Genomic DNA, 18,418 nt, shown 5'->3' with positions numbered 1-18,418 from the left:
CGAGCGAGGACTGGGTCCTCGCCTGCGTGGGTCTGCGCCACCGTCAGTTGGGTATAAGAGAAAGCCGCTCACGTCGTTAACACGCACATACTGCTGTTCGCCGATGATGGTGCCGGTGCTGCTCTCGTTGCTGAGCAGGTAAACGGTGCCCACCTCCGGGCTCTCGGCATCCAGGCGGGCATAGACGGTGATCAGGCGCTGGCCGATGAGCTGGTCACCCAGCAGCACGTAACGGCTTTCCGGGCCCTGAACCACGTAGCTTTCGATGCGATCCTGCGCCTGGGCGCGCTCGTCGGTATAGGATCCAGTCGTGAACATGACCACCGACACTTTGCCGTCGTCCGGGGCGTCGGTGATGATGGCGTGGCTGCCGTAATACATATCTTTATTGGCGGTGCGCACGGCGGCGTAGGCCTTGCGCAGGTTGACGCGGCCATAGGTGCGATCGAGGCGGCTGATATCGGGGAACAGGTTGTTCACCACGCCATCCACCACTTCCACGGCGCTCATCAGGCCGCCGCCATCGTCTACGTCCAGCAGGCGCTCGGAGGCCATGAGTTTGATATCGGATTCTAAAATGGTCATTCGGTCACCTGTTTAAACGCATATAAAACGCAGGTTAATCTGGTAAAACTCGCCGTCGCTCGGGTCTTCAAAAGGCGCTACCGGCACCGCTTCAATGGCTTGCTCGCTGTGGCGAAAAAGCACCTGGTAACTGTCGGCGCCGATCAGCAGGGTGCGCTCGGTGGCGGCCACCTGGGCCATGGCATAGAGCTGCTTGAGGACACCCCGCGTGACCCAGCCATTTATCAGGGTGATCGGGCGGCCGGCGAGCTGGGCCGCTTCCTGCACTACCAGGCTGCCGGCCAGGCTGACGTCGGCGACCTGGCGCACGGCGCTCCAGTTGAATTCGTCCTGCCACTCCAGTTCGCTGGGCAGGGTGATGGCATCCAGGCTGATCATTTGGTCACGGCTCCTACCTCGGCCAGGCGCTCCAGCAATGCCTGGGCGGCGGTGTCTTCGGTGTTAATGGCAAAGGTCTGACCACGGCTAGCGAACTGCAGCGTGACGGTGCGGTTGCTGATCTGCGGCGTGGCACTGGGGATGCCGGCCAGCGCAGGCCCTGCTGCTGCACGGGCGGGGCTGGCTTGTGCCTGTCCCTGACGCCTGCGCAACTCGTAGGCTTCGCGCAACAGCCGTATGGCTTCCTGGGCTTCACGCACGGCGGCATCGTTGCTCTGGGCACGGGCATTGCGCAGAGCGGCATCCAGCTCGGCCAGGCGACTCTGGTAGCGGCGCTGATCAATGGCGGCGGTGTCGCCTTTTAGCTGGTCGAGTTCATCGCGCAGGCCCGATACGGTGCTGGAGAGCGAGCCGGTGAGCTGGTCGGCGGTCTGGCGGGCGGCGTTCAGCGCCTGGCGCAAAGGGGCGAGATCCTGCTCGCCCAGCAGGTTAAAGCCCGACAGCGCACGGTCGCCCTGCATGGCCAGCCGCGCCGCTTCATTGCCACCGGCCTGAAGGGTGGCAATCATGCGTTTGGCGGCGGCGTCCTGACTGTCGTACTGTTCGAGCAGGCGCTTCATGTTGTTCTCAGCTTCCCACCAGGCATCGGCGAAGTAGCGCGGATCCACGCCGTTTTGCGCCGTCTTGATGCGCTGGATGGCCGAGTCGGCCACCTTGCCCAGGGCCGCCGACTTGGCCTTGAGTTCATCCACCGAGTGGCCCGCCAGAGTGAAGGCGCTGGTGCGGCGCTCAACCGATTTCGTGTTCTCATCCACGGCATCGGTATTGCTGTCGGTCTGTTTGCTGTCCTCGGCGGTGGCGCTGGCTTTATCGGCCACGGCGCGGGCGGTTTTTTTCGCCTGGTCTTCGGCGCTTTTCAGGCTCTTGACCTGGCTGAACATGGAGTCTTCAGCCGTGGCTTTCAGCTCCTGGTACTTCTGTTTGATGGCCTCCAGCGCCTTCTGATAATCGGCCGCCGACAGCTGGCCGGCTTCAAATGACGCCCGCAACTGCGCTTTTAGCTGGTCCAGCGCCGCCTTGTTTTCGATCTGATTAAACGCCTTTTCAAAACTGGCGCGGATAATAGCCCCCGACTCCTTGCCCTGGATGCCGGCCGCGTGCAGCTGCTCGATCACGGTACCGAAGGACTTTACGGCCTCGCGTTCAGTGCGGGTGAATCCCGTGCGCACCTGTTCCAGATCCACCCCCAGCTTGATCAGGCTGGCATCCAGCACCGAGTCAACCACAAAGGCCATACTGCGCACGGCGGCGCCGCCATCCTTGAATGTCATCTGGGCATTCTTGCGGAACTCGGCCAGCTGCTCGCTGCTGAGCTTGCTCAGGGTGGTGGCGATCCCCTCGCGGATTTCCGCGTCGGTCAGTTCGCTGCCAACCCGCAGCTCGTCCACGGCCAGCGCCAGGGTCTTGATGCTGTCGGGGCTGGCGGTATTGAGGTTCTCGAACAGGCTTTGCAGCGCGGCCTGGGTCGTTTCGCCCTGGGTGCGGGCATCGGTGAAGGCCGTGACCAGCTCGGCAGCGGCGGCTTTGGCGGTATCAGCACCTGCTTTTGCATCTTCGCCTGCTTGTATTGCGGCTTCGCCGGTCTTTTTGGTTTCTTCCTGGAGCTTCTGCTGGGCGACGGTCGACTCGGTGGCGCTTTTCTCAACGTCGTCGGTTAGCTTCTTCCAGCCCTCACCAATATCGCCAATATCTTGCTCGGCTTGCTTTACGAGTGACTCTAACGCCGCATGCACGCCCCCCGCCATGAGTTCAAAATTTCGAACTGTTTCATCACTGGCTAATCCGAGGAGGTTCAGCAGCTTAGTAACACCCAGCTCGACATCGGCGAGCCAAGCCAAAATCTGTACGGAGAAAACACCGATCGCCTTAGTCGCTAGCGTGGCAGCGTTGTACACAATCTGGAATGCGCCAGCGACGCGGCCCAGCGTCCAGGAAATAATGTCTCCCCAAACCTTTAAATTGCCATCCGCCGCCAGCTCGCGCAGCTTCTCGGTCAGCGCGCCCACCTCGGCCGCCAGCGGCTTGAGCAGCGGATCAGTCAGGGTCTTGCGCACCCCGTCCCAGGCACTGCCAAAGCCAACCCATGCGCCGGTGAGGTCGTCGGTGGCGGTGTCGGCCATCTTCTTGGCGGCACCGTCGGCATTGCGCAGCTCGGTTTCAAACTCGCGAATACCTTCCGAGCCCTCGGCCAATAGCGCGCGCAGCGCAGGGCCGGCTTCGATACCAAAGGCATTGATCGCCGCCTTGCCCCGGTCGCCCTTCTGGCCCAGGGCATCGATCAGCTCGATAAAGTTGGCGGTGGGAATGCCGAGTTTGGTCAGCTCCTTGCTGGCCTTGCTGGCCGGGTCTTCCAGCTGCGCCAGGATCGCCCGCAAACCGGTACCGGCACGCTCGCCACGCAGACTGTGCTTGGCCAGCACATCCAGCACCGCCGTGAGCTGCTGCAGATCCAACCCCCGGGCGCGCGCCTGGGAGCCGGTATAGCTGATGGCGTTGCCCAGATCGACCATCTTGGTGTTGGCCAGCGACGAGCCACGCGCCAGCACGTCGGCCGCCTCGCCGCCCCTGCTGACATCCAGCTGCATCACAGCCAGCGTATCGGACACCAGCGAGGCCGCTTCTTCCAGCCCCAGGCTCTCGGCGGTGGCCACCGCCAGCAGGGTGGGCAGCAGGCCGATGGATTGCTGGGCGTTGTGACCGGCACGGGCGAGGATCTCCAGCCCCTGACCTGCCTGGGTCGCAGTAAACTGGGTGGTGGCACCGGCCTCTTCAGCGGCGGCGGTGAGCTGGCGCATCTGCTCGGCGGTGGCGGCGGTGACGGCCTCCACCTTGTTCATCTGGCGTTCGAAGGCGGCGCTGGAGCGCAGTGCGCCGCCAAAGAGCCCGGCCAGCCCCGCTGTAACGGCACCGCCCACAAAGAGCGCGCCAATGCGGGACTTGAGCTTGCCCAGGCCGCCAGCGGTTTTGTCGGCCTGGCGGTCGACGTCTTTCAAATCATCGCGGAACCGGCCGGTACCCCGGTGCGCCAGCTCGGTGCTTTTTACATAGCGCCCGTTCGCCTCACGCATGCGGCCGGATTTATCGATAAAGCGCCCGGCGGCCTTGTCGACCTCGGTGAGTTCGTTGCCGAACTTGTCTGTCTGGGTGGCCGTTTTATCCAGCGTCTCGCCCAGCTGCTCGGCCTGCTCGCCGGTCTGCTCCACCTCGGAACGGAACTTGTCCAGCGGCTTGCTGGCCAGGTTCTTGGCTTTGATAAGCAGATTAAGGGCAAGATCGCGGGCAGACATGGCGGTACCGGTCAGTGGTTATACAGAAGGGGCCGGCAAGCCGACCCCTTCTGTTAAGGTGCGGGGGTTAACACCCGGGGTCTACTCAGGCTCAGGCGGTTTCCTGATCCAGATAGAAGGGCGCGGTCTCGCCATCGAGCAGCTTGATCTTGCCGGCCAGGGTGGCGCTGACGTACTCGCTGGCAAACAGATCCACGGCCTCAGTGGGCGCCACCACGGCTTCAGGGATCTCCAGCTTCACCGGCAGGCCGGTGGCCAGGTTGGTGCCGTCCAGGTACAGCTTGATGCGGATGATCGAGCGGATAGCGCCCTTGATGCGCGTGCCGCTGATGGCATTGTGGGTGTAGTCCATCTTGATATCAGTGCTGGAGTCGGTATCCAGCACGCCATCCGGCGTGGTGCGGATCATCCCCAGGGCATAGTTGACCTCGTAGGCGGCGGCCGCGATGCCGGTGACGCCATCGGACTCGAACACCGCCAGGCCCGCGCTGGCCAGGTTGCCCTGGGGCAGCTTGAGCCACTTGTTGCCCGCCGGCAGCGTAAAGGCGGCGGCCGACACACTGGCGCTGGCCTGGTTGAGCACCTCGACATCGCCCAGCAGTGCCAGGGCCAGCAGATCGGCGGGCTGATCATCAATGGCGATGGTCAGCTCGGTGGGCTGGGGCAGCACCACTGAGTCGAGCACCTGGCCGTAGCTGGTCTTTTTCTTCGAGGTCCGGTCGACCGACTCGGACGGCGTATTGATCTGCAGCTGGGTGACGTTGATCGGGCCCACCAGACCGGTGGAAACACCGGCATCGGTAAGGCGGTCGAAGTAGACGTCGCCGGCGAGTAACAGTCCGCTCATGGGTTAGCTCCTTAACGGTTGGCTTTGGTTCGAAATTTAAGATTGAAGGCCAGGGGGTAGTAGCCGAAGCCACCGCTGAAATAGGGTTTGGGGGCATTGGCCCGGGTGAGATTGCCCAGGGGCCCATGGTGGCCGCATAGCGTTTTCAGCAGGGCCGCGATCAAAGGCCCGGCCTTGTTGCCATCGCGTACCTGGTGCACCGCCAGTATCACCAGCCAGGTCTGATCGGCGTGGCCCATCACCCCGCCCTGGGCGTTATCCTGCACCCGGTCACCGAAGTAGATGACATGGGCCGCCGGCGTGATCTGACTGTTCTCCGCCATGTCGGCCAGATCCTGGCTGACATACACCTTGCGCAGCCCCGGTACCGGTGCCAGCGCAGCGACAATCGCGGGCTCAGCCGCCAGGTAGTCGTCCGCCAGTTCTTGCATCTAGATGAACCCCTTGCTGTTGCCGCGGCGGAACACATGGCCATCGGACTGGATCTCGGCCAGGTTCTGGCTCGGCCCCGCCTCGCCTTCGTCTGGCAGCCCCAGGCTCAGGTCACCCTTGCCGAGCGCCGTGAGGAACTTGATCACCGCTTCGTAGCGCTTCACCAGCTGATCGTCGGCACGCACGTCGTACAGCAGGAAGCGGGCGATATCGCAGCACAGCCGGTTCAATACCGCCGGTACCGTAGCCAGCGGCAGCTTGTAACGGCCGCCGATATAGCCGTCGATCTCGGCACTGGCATCAGCCAGCACCTGATCGATCACGCTGGCGACAATGGCCCCGGCCGTACCGTCGCGATCGGTGAGGCTGATCAGCTCAGCCTCGCCGAAACGCTGCACCAGATCGGCCTGGGTGGCGTAGACAGTCACGCGGCGTCACCGCCGGGGGCAGAGTCAGCCACATGCACCGGCACCGCCTTAATGGCCGCGACCAGTTCTGCCTTCTTCATGCCACCGACACCCGCGATTGCCAAATCCGTAGCCAGCTCGCGCAGCTCGTCGACTTTCAGTGTGTCGAGATGAACCTGCTGGACGCCTTCCCCGCCGACGTCATCCGGGCTCAGCTCGCCGTCTACACGCTCAGAAACGCCACCTGAGTCCAGGGCCCCTTGCGGATCAGCAGGCGCAGCTGGCGGCGCACCGTCTGCAGTGCTATCGGGGATGATCGCCACTGCCAGACGCGGCTCAGCTTTGAGCTGTTCCAGTTGTCTGGCGCTGAAAAAATCGTCTGGATAAGTCTTGGCAGCCATCGAGTGAGCGACTCCAGCTCGGCGAAAGCCCTCAACGGCAGATGAAATACGAATCGACATTGCATACGTCCTCCAGATTTAAGTCGTGGCCGGCCACACACGGGTGTGGCCGACCGGTTCAGCGGCCGGGGTTTATTCCAGCCAGGGCACCACTTTCACCTCAACGGCCTTCCAGTTGGTATTGCTGCCGCCGTTGGCCAGGCGCTCTGCAGCAACCACGGCATTGGCGGCGGCTCGGTTAGACGGCCCCACAACCAGCATCTTGGGCATGATGCCCAGCGGGCGGCCCTTGTCGGACTTGAACCCCCCCATCGCGGCCATCGCGGCATCGAAGTTGGTGGCATCGAGCGCCGCTTTGGAGCCAAACGCCATCTGCCAGAAGCCAAAGCCGGCGTTAACGCGGGCATCCACGCCGTAGAGATACTCATCGGCCATGAACACATGGTCGCTGTTGCCGGCATCGGTCTTCGCGAGAAGGCGGTACTCGCGCCGGCGCTGGAAGATCAGCGGCTTGAGTGGGCGGCCGGTTTCCAGCAGGAACCAGGCGGGGCTGGAGCCGGCCTGCATGTTGCTGACCGATGTCGCACTTTCGCCCTCGCCCACCGGGTGGTCGGTATCGAAGAAGTACTGGCCGTCGTAGCAGGGGGTGCTGAAGCCTGCAGCCAGCAGGCCGAACACCAGTTCATCGGGATGGGTGGCAGAGGCGTATCCCATGTCCTGGAACTTGGGCATCAGCACGCCATAGGCATCATCCTCGATACGGTCGGCCGGGATGCCTTCGGTGGCTTCGAACTTCTTGTTCTTCAGCGAGTAGTCGTACACCTTCATGCGGTTGACCTGGCGATCGCCCAGCCACTCGCGCAGGCGGCTGAACTCGCCCAGCCAGCTGTAATCCTCCTGAGCCGTGGTCGACGGCACCAGGGTGGCGACCTCCTGCCACAGCGGTGTGTAGGACGCGCGGCCCTGCTGGAACGCAGCGTTGACTGCGCTGTAAAGCGCGTTCAAGGCGCCGGGGGAAATATCCATCGTTATGTCTCCTGAGCATTAATGCGAGGTTTAACCGCTGTTAAACGCCGATATCGATCCAGACGCCGTCGCTGTCCACCTGGGTGATTTTGCCGGCCGCTGGGCGGCTGGCGGTGTCGTCGCTGGACGATACGGTGCTGGCATCCACCCAGTAGGCGGTGGCGCCCACCATCGAGACGGTGATGTCGGCGGCGTTATTGACGAACTTGTGCTCGCCGGTGACCACCTCGGCGCGCACATCACCGTTGGCGCCGGTGCTGTTGTCTGCCCCCAGGGTGGTGACCCCCACGCTGGTGCCGGTACCGCCCGACACAGGGGTCAGGTAGCCGCTGGCCAGCAGCGCAGGCTCGTTCTGGCTCAGCACAGTGGCCGCCTTCACCGGGTAGGCGCGCTTGCGCCCCAAACGCTCTGCAATAGCTCCCATCAGTTCAGCTCCTGCTTGGATTTAAGGAAGTCGGCTTTGCTCAGGCCGGTGGCTTTGAGCACCGCCAGATCCTCGGCGCTCAGGTCATCGTCCTTGGCCTTGTCCTTGGGCGGCACCTTGTCGTGGGTCTGGGTGGCGCGCAGCGCCACCACGGCCGGGCGCGCCTCGATCAGGGACTTCAGCGCCGCCACACCCTGCTGGGCGGCGAACTGTTCCAGGTAATCCTGTTCAGAGGCCAGCACTCGACCTTCGCTGCGGGCATCCTTGAGCAGCTGCTCGACGCTGGTCTGATCGCTGCCGGCCTTGAGCGTGGCCATTTCAGTGACCAGGGCGTTGTAGGTGGCGGCAGGCACGTACTTGGACAGGTCGACAGCCTGGGCACCGGCGGATCCGGCACCGGCCTTGAGCGCCGCTACTTCGGTTTCCAGGGCTTTGGCCTGGGTCGCCTGGCCCTGCAGGGCCGACAGTGCCGCCAGTGCTGCGGTGCCCTGCTCATCGGTGAGGCTGGCGTCGGCGGCGATCTCGATGCCGAGCTTGGCCAGCAGTTGGCGCAATGCTTCATTCATGGGGTGCTGCTCCTGTTCATTAGGGGGCGAGGATGCCGGGTGAGTAGGTGTGCGGTTAATGCGGGCGCTCAGTGCCTCCAGCGCCTGCAGGCCATCAATGCCGGGGCGATTGACCAGGGCCGCGCTGTGCATCAGCAGCGGCGTGCCGCTGTCCTTGTCGTAGGAGAAAACGGCAGACAGGTATTTGTATTCGCCGTTCTGGATATGATCGCGGGCGCGGGACGTCCACTGCGGGCGTATCCATAGCCCGGAACCTTCCCGCCACTCCATGTCCTTGAACCAGGCAGCGGCAGGCGCGGGCTGGCCGTTGGTCTCTGAATAGAGGGTCTGGTGTTCGTAGTCGATGACCAGGTCATTAGCCGCAGCCTGCGCCTGGGCAATCAGCCTGGCGGCAATGTCGGCATCGATCTGCCAGTGCCCACCCGGCACATCGAACGGGCGGCCATCAATGGCGCTGAAGCGGCCCGCCGGCAGCAGCTGCTGCCAGCCATTGGCATCGGCGGCCAGGTCGAGCGCCAGCACCGCCACCGAAGACGGTGCGCGGGCGCTGAGGGCGGCAAGGCCGGGGGTTAAACTGTGGGGTTTGAATGTGCTCATACCGCCATGATGGCGGTATGCGCGGGGGAAGTGGTTTAACGTGGGTTGGAGGTTTTACGGGGCTTGTCACGCAGCCAGCAGGCCAGACCATGCAGCAGAATGCAGAGCATGGGGGATGACAACAGCAGGCTAAGCCAGCCCAGTTCCAGAGCGCGCACAATGATCGCAGCCATATCGTGCCCTCAGTGCAAAGACTCAGGCGCGGCTGACGGCTGCACCTCTTTTAAACGAAACTCGAACGCCACGCCCAGCACTCTGACCTCCATTATCGGCGCCTCCCCGGCCTTGACCAGCGCAGCCAGGTTCTCGATGGCATCGGCGAGCCAGTCTTTCGCCGGCTGCTCGAAGTTTGCTACACCTAATTTACTCATGAGTCACCATTGCGAATACTGATCGAGGGCCGGGCATTCGACGCCCAGGGGCTCCCATTCCAGCACCGGCATGGTACGGCGGCGATCAACTGTGCCGGTGGCCAGCTCATCGAGCACCACAAAGGTCTGCTGCATCTGCCGGATGGTGTTGGGCAGCTCGCGGCAGAATTCGGCGATATCTTCGTCCGCCAACTGCGCAAGATCGGTGATGTGATTAAAGCGGTACTGACGCGGCTGAGTCATGAACTTTACCTCGCTGGTTTGAGCTTATGCCTGGCGCCCTGCTTCAGCCGACGCCAAACCCTGTTTAATCTTTCTCAGATGTGTTTAACGCCTTCCGACCCATACAAAGATACCCCGACGCCCGAACGTCGCTTAGACGGGCTCTCAGGCGCTCGGCATCAGGGATAGGATCTCGTCCTCCAGAATCTCCAGTATCTCGCGCTCGTCGTCTTTACCCAGCCCCAGGTAAGGCCGGGCCGGGGTATTACCGGCGAAGCTGTGGGCACGCACATTGGACCAGACCGGGAACTTCAGCATGCGCCCGAATGCCTGGGTCACCAGACGCTGGTGCGCCGGCACCTGTATCTGCATGCCCTGGGTGCCGAACTGGTGGGCGGCGGCGTAGTCCTGGGTGGCAGGCCCGGTGCTGACACCGGCCTCATCCTTACCCCAGAAGGGGAAGATGGTATCGCGCAGGTGCAAGGTGGCGCCGTGCAGGGCCTTGCCCGGGATCGGCAGCGAGGTGCGCGAGCCGCCGATGTTGTAGCCCTCATCCTTCTGCGCCTGGGTGGCGGGCGATACCTTGGCCCAGGCCACGCCATCGGGGCCCTGTTCGCTGTCGAAGTGGTCCCGGGTGCGCCGGTGCAAATACTCGGCAATCTCGATGTTTACCGGGGTCAGGTCGCTGCTGAGCGCGATCAGCCGATTGATGGTGCTCTGCAGGTTGCCATCGTCGTACTCAATGCTAAGACTATTGTGCGCACCGGCCATGCTATTGCTCCCCTGCGTTGGTTACTTGCGCGCCACGTTGATACAGCAGCACGCCCTGGCGCAGTGCCGCCAGCTCTGCCTCAGTGGCAACACCCGTGGCCCCGTGCCAAAGCCCCTGCCCCTGCACCCAGCGGGTCAGCAGCTGCTGACCTTCTGCGGTGATCCAGCGCGACAGGTAACGGCGGGTTAAACGGTATTTACCCGGTACTGCCAGATCGGGTTCGAGCGCCGCCCAGATTTCATCGGGCTGCTGGATCGCCTGGGCCAGCAAGGGCAGGTGCTGCGGGTCTATGGATGCGCTGCCAAAGGGCGCGGCTGTGCGCTGGCCCCGGGCATCCTGGAACAGCTGCTCGCTGATCAGCAGCGGCTCACCCAGCACATCCCGAAACACCTGGCGTTCTGGCGCCAGCGTGCCCGCTGCATGGAACTCGCCCACAAAGGCGTCGATGTAGGCATCATCACTCAGGCCTGCATCCAGCAGCTGCTGCGGCCTCACCTGGGTGGGTGATGGCATGGGCGTGGCATCGGGCTGGCCAAAGGGGATCGGACTCTGGCCTGCCGGCCACTGCTGCACCTGACTCGGGCTGTTGTGGCGCAGCCAGCTTTCCCCCGGGCGGTGATCAAAACCGGGATCTATACCCAGCGGGATCTGGCGTACTTCGCCGCTGCGCTTGTCGACGAACTCCCGAAACTCATCGGCCGGCGCCGTATCGGGGGCGGTCTTGCCCAGGCGCTTGAGTTCACGCTTTGATACCGGCAGCTTCTTGCACTTGCAGCCGTAGCCATTGCTGGGGCTGTGCAGGTTCCACCAGGGATCCTCGGCACTCAATACCAGCCGGTCCCATGCCTTGTGCTGCGGTCTGTAGTTCTCAGCACCCGAGTGGCGGTATTCCATATAGGGGAAGCGGGCGCGGTGCGCGGGATCCGCCATCTGCACTTCACGCCCGGCGTTGTAGCTCTGGCGCACGTTGGTCTCGTAGATCAGGCGCGAACGCCAGCCCCGGCTGCCCTTATAGTCCCAGCCGTGGGTAGCAACGATGTCATCGAAGCGCTCGCGAAAGGCGGCCAGGGTTTCGCCCTGCTCGATGGCGGCCGTAATGGCGGTGGCGAAGCCCTCCACAATGGCCTGCTTGTTGGCACCGGCCACCATAAAGGCGTGGTCATGCTGCGCCCCGTACACATCCTGCCAGCCATTGGTGGGCAGACCGAGCTTCTGGCTGAAGTACTTGATAGCCTCATCGAAGGGGCGCGCCCCTATGTCTGTGGTGACACGCAACGGCATTAGCGGGCGTCCTGCAGCAGCTCATACCGGCCCGCCAGTGCGGCCACGGTCAGAGCCTCGGCCATGGCGTCGGTGAGGGCAGCGGCATCCAGATCCATCGCCAGCAGCCCGGCCTGCAGCGCTTCCAGGCTGTCGGCCGATTCCACCAGGGCGCGGATCTGATCCAGCCAGGCAGACACCGCATCGCCGCCGGCGCCGTGCAGCTGCTCGCTCACCTGGCCGGCGGTATCCGGGGCTTCAGGCTGGCTAACAACCTTCAACGCCGCCAGGCTGGCCGCCAGACTGGCGGCGCCCCTGGCTGGGTCCGGTGTCGTGGCCTGCGCCAGCGCCAGCACGGCCTCGCCTTTCTGCGCCTGGGGGATGCGGGTTTTCTCATGCACCCAGTTCACCGGGATCTGCACGCCCAGCTCCACTAGTCCCTTGAGCGGCGTGGCAAACTGCGCCAGATCTTCCGGGTCGTTTAAATCGAACACCAGCCGTGGCGTGCGCCGGGGCGATCGGTAGCTTTTGCCGTTGAGCATATAGAGCGGCAGCACCAGATCACGGGTGAGCGTGTTGCCCAGGCCCTTGAGGTCTGAGTCGCGGATCTCCTGGCGCACTTCGTTGTGCACGCTGCCAAGGGCATTGGTGGAGCTTTTACCATCGGCCTGACTGGTGAGGGTGCCGCCGAGAATCGCCTTGCTCTGGCTCTTCTCGCACCAGCTGATCATGGCCATGAACGGATCACTGGCGCCATCGGCGGCCTTCTCGAACTCGATTTCCATGCCCCGGGGGATAATGCCGCCGGCATTGTGGCCGATGCTCATCACGGCCCGCAGCAGGGTCATCTTTTCTTTTTCGCTGGCGCCGGCCGGATATTTGCCCAGGCGCAGCGGCAGGCCGTAGATCTCCAGGAACTCGGCCAGATCGCGCACGCTGTAGTTCTTGAACAGGAAGGGCCAGGCCAGCACGCGGGCCAGACCCCGGCGCGACAGATAGCCAGACTTCACCCGTGCCTGGTGGCTGATCCAGCTGAAGGGGCGCAGCTCCACGCCCTCGTGGCTGCCATCGCGCAGGCGCAGCTCGTTACGCTGGTCAGGATGAACCTGGAACCAGCTCGGGTCGCGGTACTCGATGTGCGTCACAAAGTGGGTGTTGTCGGCAAAGTCCCAGCTTAGCTCCAGATTGGCGAAGCCCTTGAGGATGGCATCGCCGCAATCGAAGATGCAGTCGTCCAGCCAGGTGGCCGAGCGCAGCAGCGCCTCGATCATCTCGGCATCGCGCTGCTCTTCTGCGCTGGCCCCAGGCGGCGGTTCTATGTTCCAGTCTGGCCCCTGCCACGCCAGGCGGCGCTTGCCCAGCTCACTCTGGATGTGGGCGTCTTTCTCTTCCATGTCTTCGGCCAGTTCGCACTGGCCGATCAGATCGCCCTGCTCGGCATCACGCAGAATGCGCGCCAGCTTGGCAGGGGTCAGGCCGCTGGACGGATGATCCGCATAGTGGCGGTGCAACTGCGCCAGCTTTGCCTCGGCTTCGGTCTGTGGTTCGGCCAGTTCGCCCAGGTCAAAGGGGCGGCCGTTGATATCCAGAATGCTGCTGTGAGCCATTACCAGGTGCCTCGTTGAAAACTGTTTAAATAGTCGTCGCTGTCATCATCGGGCTCGCCCTTGCCCGGCAGCGGGGTGAACTCGATGGCGCTGCCCTCCATATAGCTGGCGCGTACCGCCATGCACAGCGCCACGGCCGCATCGCCGTGGCGCTGCTGGCCATCGGTTCCCTTGCCGCTGCCCTTCTCGATCACCGGCACGCCTTTAACTACCTGGATCTTGCGCAGGTCATTCAGCACATCGGTGGTCTTGGGGATCTCGATATCGGCGTCTTCAAATTTGGCCTTGAACTTGGGCATCCACTCCCGGTACCAGGGCAGGTTCAGCTGCACCTGGTCCACCAGGTCGGTACCAAACTGCAGCGCGGCCGCTTCCGCCAGGTAGCCGCCGTTGCCGGTGGCATCAAAGGCGGCGCCGGTGAGGCGCGGCAGCCTGCGCAGGATGTAGAACATGATTTGCTTTTGCGACTCGTAGGGCAGGTTGCGCAGCTCCACCAGGAAGGGACAGCGCAGCCGCGTATCCGGCAGGATGATCAGGGGCGCAAAGACGGTGAGGTCGCCCTTGCGGGCAAAGTCTTCGCCGAAAGAATGGCTGAAGTCGGGGTTGAGCTTCTCCAGCGGCGGCGCCAGCTGGGCCTCGCACCAGTCGTCAATCTCGGCCAGGCGCTGCTGATCGGACCAGAGCATAAAGCCCTGGGGCGCCTCGTACTGCAGCACCGGAATCTCGGCACGCTGCGCCCGCTCAATCAGGCTGCGGTTGATATAGGCACCGCCGCCCTGCTTGGGCACACAGTAATACTCTTCGAGCGCGTCTTCTTCGGTGGCGGTGTCTTTCAACAGGCCCGCCTTCCAGGCGTCCTCAGCCTGCTGGCTCCAGTCCTTGCGGGTGATCTGGCAGATGCGCTGGTAGAGCCCTTCGGCACAGGCATCATCCAGCGTCACGGTGTGCACGCTGTAGCGCTTGCGCCCGGCACGGCTGTCCTGAATCAGCTGGTTAAACAGGTTATCAACGCCGTTATGGGTTGATATTAAACGCACCTTGGCGCCCCACATGGTGAGTGCCAGCGCCGCTTTCAACACCTCGGCCAGGCGTTCATGGAAAGCGGCTTCGTCTATGGTGACGTTGCCCTGCATGCCGCGCAGATTGCTGGGGTTGGAGCTGAGTGCCTGTACCTTGAAGCCAGACGCAAAATAGACAACGAAGGTTAATATGTCCTTGTCGTCGTCTTTCAGTACCTCTTCCTGGATCTCGCCGGCGGCACGATCGAACGCCTTGGCCCACATGGCCACCGCTTCGATAAACTCCCGCGCCATCTCCTTGTTACTGCCGACATAGAAGTGGTTGCAACCGCCTTCGTTCTTGGCGGTACCGGCGCAGAGCGTGGCGTCCGCCGCCTCCGCCCAGGTGATACCGGTACGGCGCGACTTGTCGCAGATCTTCAGTGGCGAGTCGTCGGCGATCCAGCGCTTCTGGTATCCGAGCAGTAAATCGTCTGCACTGAACTGCTGCAGATCGGCGAGGCTGGCCTGTATGGCCTGGGTGATGGCGGCTTGCTGGAGGTTCATGGTTATATGCCCTCAGCAGCGAGTGTAAGGGTGAACTTTTCAACCCCTCCAAAGTGAGTGGACTGCTGGTAGCGCTCCTTCATATCCTCAGTCAGGCCTGCAATCAGGTCGTCAAACGACTTGTAGTAAGTCTTACCCTCTGTATCCGTCACGATCAGACCGTTGCGGATTCTCTCCACCTGGTACTGAGCCATCACACTATCCCCAGTATCTGCTGCTTGATCTGCGCCACGCTGTCGGCGGTGAGGCCCTGCGACTTGGCGACGGTATCCACGGCGGCGGACGCTTCGGCCGCAAACGCCTGGCGAATCTCTTTCTCGCGCTTGTGCGCATTCATCGCCGTGGATTCGAGCCGCTGGGCCGCCAGCATGGCGTCTTTCAGCATGGCGATATCGACGCTCTCCTCGGGCTTGAGCATCTGGTCGCGCATGGCGCGGAACAGCTGCGAGCGGGCGATCTCCAGAATCAGCTTGGTGGTGTCGCCCTGGGGCGCGTCGCCCAGATCCGCCACCAGGGCGCGGGTCTGTTCGCGCAGCTCCATCAGATCCCGGCCCACCTGCGCCATATCGGTGGCGTAGCGGTTCAGGCCAGAGCGCGACAGCTTCTGCTCCTCTGGCAGACCATGCTCCTCGATCGCCTCGTTGATGGCGTCCAGAATCTCGCTCTGGGTCCAGCTGCCATCGCGCAGCATCAGGTCCAGCGACTTGCGGACTTCCTGCGGCAACAGGTCAATCTTGGAGCGGCGCCCGCGCGTAATTTTCTCGGCCATATCAGCTTTCCTCGGGTAGAACCTGATCGGCAAATTCCTTACGGACTTGCTGCACCGCTTTCTGAAACGCCCGCTCAGCTTGGGCAACTTCAGGGCGCTTACGCAGGTAGTGCTCCTTGAATCCCTCGCAACCGTCGACGTTCTTGTCGATTTCCGCCACGACAACCGCTTCGGCAAACGCTCGGATCACCTTTTTCTGACTGGCGCTGAGAGGCTTAATGGCCATCGCTATGCCCCCGGCCCGGGGCGCTTCACACCCGGCACCGAGGCGCGGCCCTGGGCGACATCGAGGCCGCGCTGGGTCAGGGTGACAACCAGCACAGAGGCCACCGGCTCGCACTTGATCAGGTCTTGCTCGGCCAGCCAGTTCAGCTCGGTGTGCAGCTTGTCGCGGCTGACAGAGTGGGCAAACATATCCAGCCCCTGCTGCAGGATGCTGGAGTTAACGCGGTAGTCCGCATCCTCTGCCAGCAATCGCAGGATCACCAGCCGCCGGTCCTCTTGTTCAAACGTATTAAACGCCATGGCAGTCACTCCTTCAGGCCTTGCTGTTCATCAGGTAATCGTGGATGCGGTCCAGCGTGTTGGTGACGCGGTTGAGCGTGCTCTGCACGCCGGATACCTCCGCCTGTAACTTCGCAAAATCGTCATGGGTTGGCGTGTGGCGCAGGCCCTCTTCCGCCCGTGTAAGACGCTGCTCCTGCGCATCCTGGCGCTCGCCAAGCTTATCGATCTGGGCACGGTTGTCGCTGCGGCCCCGGTCGATCCAGACGAAGATCATCACGCCCAGGGTCACGATCCACTGCACTACGTCGAGCCAGAATTTAGCGTCCATGCTGTGCACCTTTTCGCTCCTGTATGCCCTGGCAATGGATGCAGCGCGCGGCTGTGGGCTTGGCCGCAAGCCGGCCCGGCTGCACGGCTTCATCACAGTCGATGCACAGCACCTGGCCATCCACAATCAGCTGCGCGGGTTCTGCGCACTGGCGGGCGATGTGGGCGGCCTGCGCATCCTGCTGGTTCTGCAGCTCGCGCTCCTGGGCGCTGTCGTATAAATCGGGCATTGCTAATCCTTTCTCATGGCCTGCATCAGGCTGGGGACGGTTTTCTCAACACTGCGGCCCACCACATAACCACCGAGGCCAATCTGCAGCAGCGTCCAGGCCTGATCGGACAACCGAAACGCGGTCAGCCCCATGGTGTCGAGCACCACCAGTACCAGGAAGGTGAGCATGGTGATGGGGCGCCAGCTGCGCTGCAGCCAGCTCTGCCCCTGGGCCTCGGCAATAATCACCGAACTCTTGGCCGCCAGCAGCTTGGATTCGTACTCGATCAGGGTCTGGCTCAGCTCAGACTGCAGCCCAAAAATCGCGGCGCGGGCCTGCAGGCGTTCCTCGTCAGAGGTGTGTAATGCGTCCACCATCTCGGTGACAGGTGTCACCAGCGCGGTAATGGCGGACCAGATAGGGTTGGCCATCAGGCACCTCCCAGCTTGGCGAGCAATAGCAGCGCAGCCCCTAAGCCCGCCACGCCACCGCCGATTTTCAGGCCTTCCACTTCGCGCCGGAACACGCCTATCACCAGTGTGATGGCCCCGCTGAGGATAATTGCTGCGGCATAGAGCCCCAGCATAACGAAGGCAAGACTCGGCATGGCGGCCACCTCACAGGCTCAGCGCAAAGCGCTGCAGCAGGAACAACCGGCGATGCCAGCCACGGGCAAAGCGCAGCTGACTTTCGTCGTCAAGGCACAGCTGGGTGTAGTACTTGGCGCGGTAACTGAGGAAGTCTGCCAACGCAGCGGCATCAGCCTGCTGGGCTTTCGCCAGCGTCTGCGGGCCTATATAGCCATCAATGCCAACGCCCAGGGTGCGCTGCAAAAAGCGGATGGCATCACGGGGGGCGTGCTGCACGGCGGCATCAAACACCATCGCCGCCAGGCGGGGCGGCAGCTCGCTGCAGCGGCAGGCATCCCAGTAGCGCTCGCGGTAGCGGGCTATGGCCTGTTCGCGGGTGGGTGGCCAGGGCATGTCCTGATTCCAGCGACGCGCCAGGCCATACCAGGTGTCGCCGCCTTTATCGGCAGAGTCGTTGCTGTGCTCGCCCTCGATATCGGGGCCCAGCAGCCAGTTCACGGCGAGGTCAAAGCAGCTTTCAGACATAGCAAAATCCCCAGCAGACTGAAGTTAAGTTCGTAACGTTGAACTTCAGTGTGCCGGGGATTGAGGGGGGTGTGGTTTAACCTGGGTTGGAGGCTATTGCAGGCTGTGGCTGAGGACGTTGCCGTTCAAATCCACTACGGCGTAAGCAGACTGAGTGACCACCGCGCCAAAGGCGTTAGTCCCCCTGAACGCGGTGGTTACCTGCAGCGTTTCGCCCCCGTCGACATAGGTGGTTTTAACGTGCTCGTAACTCTCGGGGTTGTGCATTGACGCCTTGATAATCGGTGTAAGCCCTTCGTGGGAACCATCCCACTTGCTGAAGTGCTGTTCGATACGCTGTACGTGCGCCTGCTCGGCCGTAAGCTGAGGCGGCTCCTGGAATGCACTGCTGATCATGCCGTACACCAGCAAGGCCGCGAAGCCGACCCAGAACTTTTTGGCGGTGGAGGTTTCGCGCCAGAGCGCCAGAGCACGCTGCCGATGGCCCTTGTCTTTGAACCAGACGATGCCAAGCAGGGCCGCCAGAATGAACAGCGAGGGAATTTCGGTAAGAACACTCAGCAGAGCGCTGAGCAGAATGCAGCCTAGTACGACAAAAAAGGCTGCGATAGTGTTGGTAACTTCCGTTTTCACTGACATGGGTCTCTCCTTTGACAGCGCAGAGGATAGCCCACGAACACG

At 62.9% G+C, this 18,418-nt stretch carries 27 protein-coding genes; all 27 read right to left on the bottom strand.

The window, feature by feature from the left end:
• Nucleotides 1-585, bottom strand: a 585-nt coding sequence (locus tag MPRO_RS07840; protein ID WP_216821263.1) for a hypothetical protein, incomplete at its 3' end; no start/stop codon positions are given.
• A gap of 12 nt (nucleotides 586-597) precedes the next feature.
• Entirely contained in the window at nucleotides 598-963 is a 366-nt protein-coding gene (locus tag MPRO_RS07835) for a hypothetical protein (protein ID WP_067289922.1), read from the bottom strand.
• Nucleotides 960-4,310 carry a phage tail tape measure protein gene (locus MPRO_RS07830; RefSeq protein ID WP_067289918.1) on the bottom strand — a complete coding sequence of 1,117 codons (3,351 nt, stop codon included), beginning with the start codon at nucleotides 4,308-4,310 and terminating at the stop codon, nucleotides 960-962. Before MPRO_RS07830 ends, MPRO_RS07835 begins: the two co-directional genes overlap by 4 nt.
• 91 nt (nucleotides 4,311-4,401) lie before the next feature.
• Complete coding sequence (locus MPRO_RS07825) at nucleotides 4,402-5,157, bottom strand: phage tail tube protein (protein WP_067289915.1); 756 nt, start codon at nucleotides 5,155-5,157, stop codon at nucleotides 4,402-4,404.
• Between the two features lie 11 nt (nucleotides 5,158-5,168).
• Nucleotides 5,169-5,588, bottom strand: coding sequence for a phage tail terminator protein (locus MPRO_RS07820; RefSeq protein WP_067289912.1), 420 nt, complete (start codon nucleotides 5,586-5,588; stop codon nucleotides 5,169-5,171).
• The gene (locus tag MPRO_RS07815) at nucleotides 5,589-6,017 is read right to left on the bottom strand and encodes a gp436 family protein (protein WP_067289908.1); all 429 of its coding nucleotides are present in this window, start codon (nucleotides 6,015-6,017) and stop codon (nucleotides 5,589-5,591) included.
• Nucleotides 6,014-6,457 carry an HI1506-related protein gene (locus tag MPRO_RS07810; protein WP_082708546.1) on the bottom strand — a complete coding sequence of 148 codons (444 nt, stop codon included), beginning with the start codon at nucleotides 6,455-6,457 and terminating at the stop codon, nucleotides 6,014-6,016. Before MPRO_RS07810 ends, MPRO_RS07815 begins: the two co-directional genes overlap by 4 nt.
• A 72-nt stretch (nucleotides 6,458-6,529) precedes the next feature.
• Complete coding sequence (locus tag MPRO_RS07805; protein ID WP_067289901.1) at nucleotides 6,530-7,423, bottom strand: Mu-like prophage major head subunit gpT family protein; 894 nt, start codon at nucleotides 7,421-7,423, stop codon at nucleotides 6,530-6,532.
• A gap of 40 nt (nucleotides 7,424-7,463) precedes the next feature.
• The gene (locus MPRO_RS07800) at nucleotides 7,464-7,847 is read right to left on the bottom strand and encodes a hypothetical protein (protein ID WP_067289880.1); all 384 of its coding nucleotides are present in this window, start codon (nucleotides 7,845-7,847) and stop codon (nucleotides 7,464-7,466) included.
• A complete protein-coding gene (locus tag MPRO_RS07795) occupies nucleotides 7,847-9,010 on the bottom strand; it encodes a phage protease (protein WP_067289873.1) in 1,164 nt (387 codons plus the stop codon). The genes MPRO_RS07800 and MPRO_RS07795 overlap by 1 nt, the downstream gene beginning before the upstream one ends.
• Before the next feature lie 35 nt (nucleotides 9,011-9,045).
• Nucleotides 9,046-9,183 (bottom strand): hypothetical protein, encoded by a 138-nt coding sequence (locus MPRO_RS25755; protein WP_158651773.1) that lies wholly within the window; start codon nucleotides 9,181-9,183, stop codon nucleotides 9,046-9,048.
• Nucleotides 9,184-9,192: 9 nt separating this feature from the next.
• Nucleotides 9,193-9,381 carry a hypothetical protein gene (locus MPRO_RS07790; RefSeq protein WP_067289870.1) on the bottom strand — a complete coding sequence of 63 codons (189 nt, stop codon included), beginning with the start codon at nucleotides 9,379-9,381 and terminating at the stop codon, nucleotides 9,193-9,195.
• 3 nt (nucleotides 9,382-9,384) lie between these two features.
• Nucleotides 9,385-9,624: a hypothetical protein gene (locus MPRO_RS07785; protein WP_067289867.1), complete on the bottom strand. Its 240-nt coding sequence runs from the start codon at nucleotides 9,622-9,624 to the stop codon at nucleotides 9,385-9,387.
• 144 nt (nucleotides 9,625-9,768) lie between these two features.
• The gene (locus tag MPRO_RS07780) at nucleotides 9,769-10,374 is read right to left on the bottom strand and encodes a phage virion morphogenesis protein (protein ID WP_067289864.1); all 606 of its coding nucleotides are present in this window, start codon (nucleotides 10,372-10,374) and stop codon (nucleotides 9,769-9,771) included.
• A 1-nt stretch (nucleotide 10,375) separates the two neighbouring features.
• Nucleotides 10,376-11,656, bottom strand: coding sequence for a PBECR2 nuclease fold domain-containing protein (locus tag MPRO_RS07775; protein WP_067289861.1), 1,281 nt, complete (start codon nucleotides 11,654-11,656; stop codon nucleotides 10,376-10,378).
• Nucleotides 11,656-13,242: a DUF935 domain-containing protein gene (locus MPRO_RS07770; RefSeq protein ID WP_067289857.1), complete on the bottom strand. Its 1,587-nt coding sequence runs from the start codon at nucleotides 13,240-13,242 to the stop codon at nucleotides 11,656-11,658. The genes MPRO_RS07775 and MPRO_RS07770 overlap by 1 nt, the downstream gene beginning before the upstream one ends.
• Nucleotides 13,242-14,807 carry a terminase large subunit domain-containing protein gene (locus tag MPRO_RS07765; protein WP_067289853.1) on the bottom strand — a complete coding sequence of 522 codons (1,566 nt, stop codon included), beginning with the start codon at nucleotides 14,805-14,807 and terminating at the stop codon, nucleotides 13,242-13,244. The genes MPRO_RS07770 and MPRO_RS07765 overlap by 1 nt, the downstream gene beginning before the upstream one ends.
• A 2-nt stretch (nucleotides 14,808-14,809) precedes the next feature.
• Nucleotides 14,810-15,001 carry a hypothetical protein gene (locus MPRO_RS07760; RefSeq protein ID WP_067289850.1) on the bottom strand — a complete coding sequence of 64 codons (192 nt, stop codon included), beginning with the start codon at nucleotides 14,999-15,001 and terminating at the stop codon, nucleotides 14,810-14,812.
• A complete protein-coding gene (locus MPRO_RS07755) occupies nucleotides 15,001-15,576 on the bottom strand; it encodes a DUF3486 family protein (RefSeq protein WP_067289847.1) in 576 nt (191 codons plus the stop codon). Before MPRO_RS07755 ends, MPRO_RS07760 begins: the two co-directional genes overlap by 1 nt.
• Nucleotide 15,577: 1 nt before the next feature.
• Nucleotides 15,578-15,802, bottom strand: a complete 225-nt coding sequence (locus MPRO_RS07750) for a hypothetical protein (RefSeq protein WP_067289844.1) — start codon at nucleotides 15,800-15,802, stop codon at nucleotides 15,578-15,580.
• A gap of 2 nt (nucleotides 15,803-15,804) precedes the next feature.
• Nucleotides 15,805-16,101: a VpaChn25_0724 family phage protein gene (locus MPRO_RS07745; protein ID WP_067289841.1), complete on the bottom strand. Its 297-nt coding sequence runs from the start codon at nucleotides 16,099-16,101 to the stop codon at nucleotides 15,805-15,807.
• Nucleotides 16,102-16,114: 13 nt separating this feature from the next.
• Nucleotides 16,115-16,411, bottom strand: coding sequence for a DUF2730 family protein (locus MPRO_RS07740; protein ID WP_067289837.1), 297 nt, complete (start codon nucleotides 16,409-16,411; stop codon nucleotides 16,115-16,117).
• The gene (locus MPRO_RS25035; RefSeq protein WP_082708542.1) at nucleotides 16,401-16,640 is read right to left on the bottom strand and encodes a TraR/DksA C4-type zinc finger protein; all 240 of its coding nucleotides are present in this window, start codon (nucleotides 16,638-16,640) and stop codon (nucleotides 16,401-16,403) included. The genes MPRO_RS07740 and MPRO_RS25035 overlap by 11 nt, the downstream gene beginning before the upstream one ends.
• A 2-nt stretch (nucleotides 16,641-16,642) precedes the next feature.
• Nucleotides 16,643-17,053: a 3TM-type holin gene (locus tag MPRO_RS07730; RefSeq protein WP_067289831.1), complete on the bottom strand. Its 411-nt coding sequence runs from the start codon at nucleotides 17,051-17,053 to the stop codon at nucleotides 16,643-16,645.
• Nucleotides 17,053-17,229: a hypothetical protein gene (locus MPRO_RS25750; RefSeq protein WP_158651772.1), complete on the bottom strand. Its 177-nt coding sequence runs from the start codon at nucleotides 17,227-17,229 to the stop codon at nucleotides 17,053-17,055. Before MPRO_RS25750 ends, MPRO_RS07730 begins: the two co-directional genes overlap by 1 nt.
• A 10-nt stretch (nucleotides 17,230-17,239) precedes the next feature.
• A complete protein-coding gene (locus tag MPRO_RS07725; protein ID WP_067289827.1) occupies nucleotides 17,240-17,737 on the bottom strand; it encodes a glycosyl hydrolase 108 family protein in 498 nt (165 codons plus the stop codon).
• A gap of 93 nt (nucleotides 17,738-17,830) precedes the next feature.
• Nucleotides 17,831-18,376, bottom strand: coding sequence for a stage II sporulation protein M (locus tag MPRO_RS07720; protein ID WP_067289824.1), 546 nt, complete (start codon nucleotides 18,374-18,376; stop codon nucleotides 17,831-17,833).
• Nucleotides 18,377-18,418: the final 42 nt, after the last annotated feature.

The organism is Marinobacterium profundum (genome assembly GCF_001528745.1).
GTDB lineage: Bacteria > Pseudomonadota > Gammaproteobacteria > Pseudomonadales > Balneatricaceae > Marinobacterium_A > Marinobacterium_A profundum.
The sequence above is the reverse complement of the archived record's forward strand: the minus strand, read 5'-3'. Positions and strand labels throughout refer to the sequence as shown.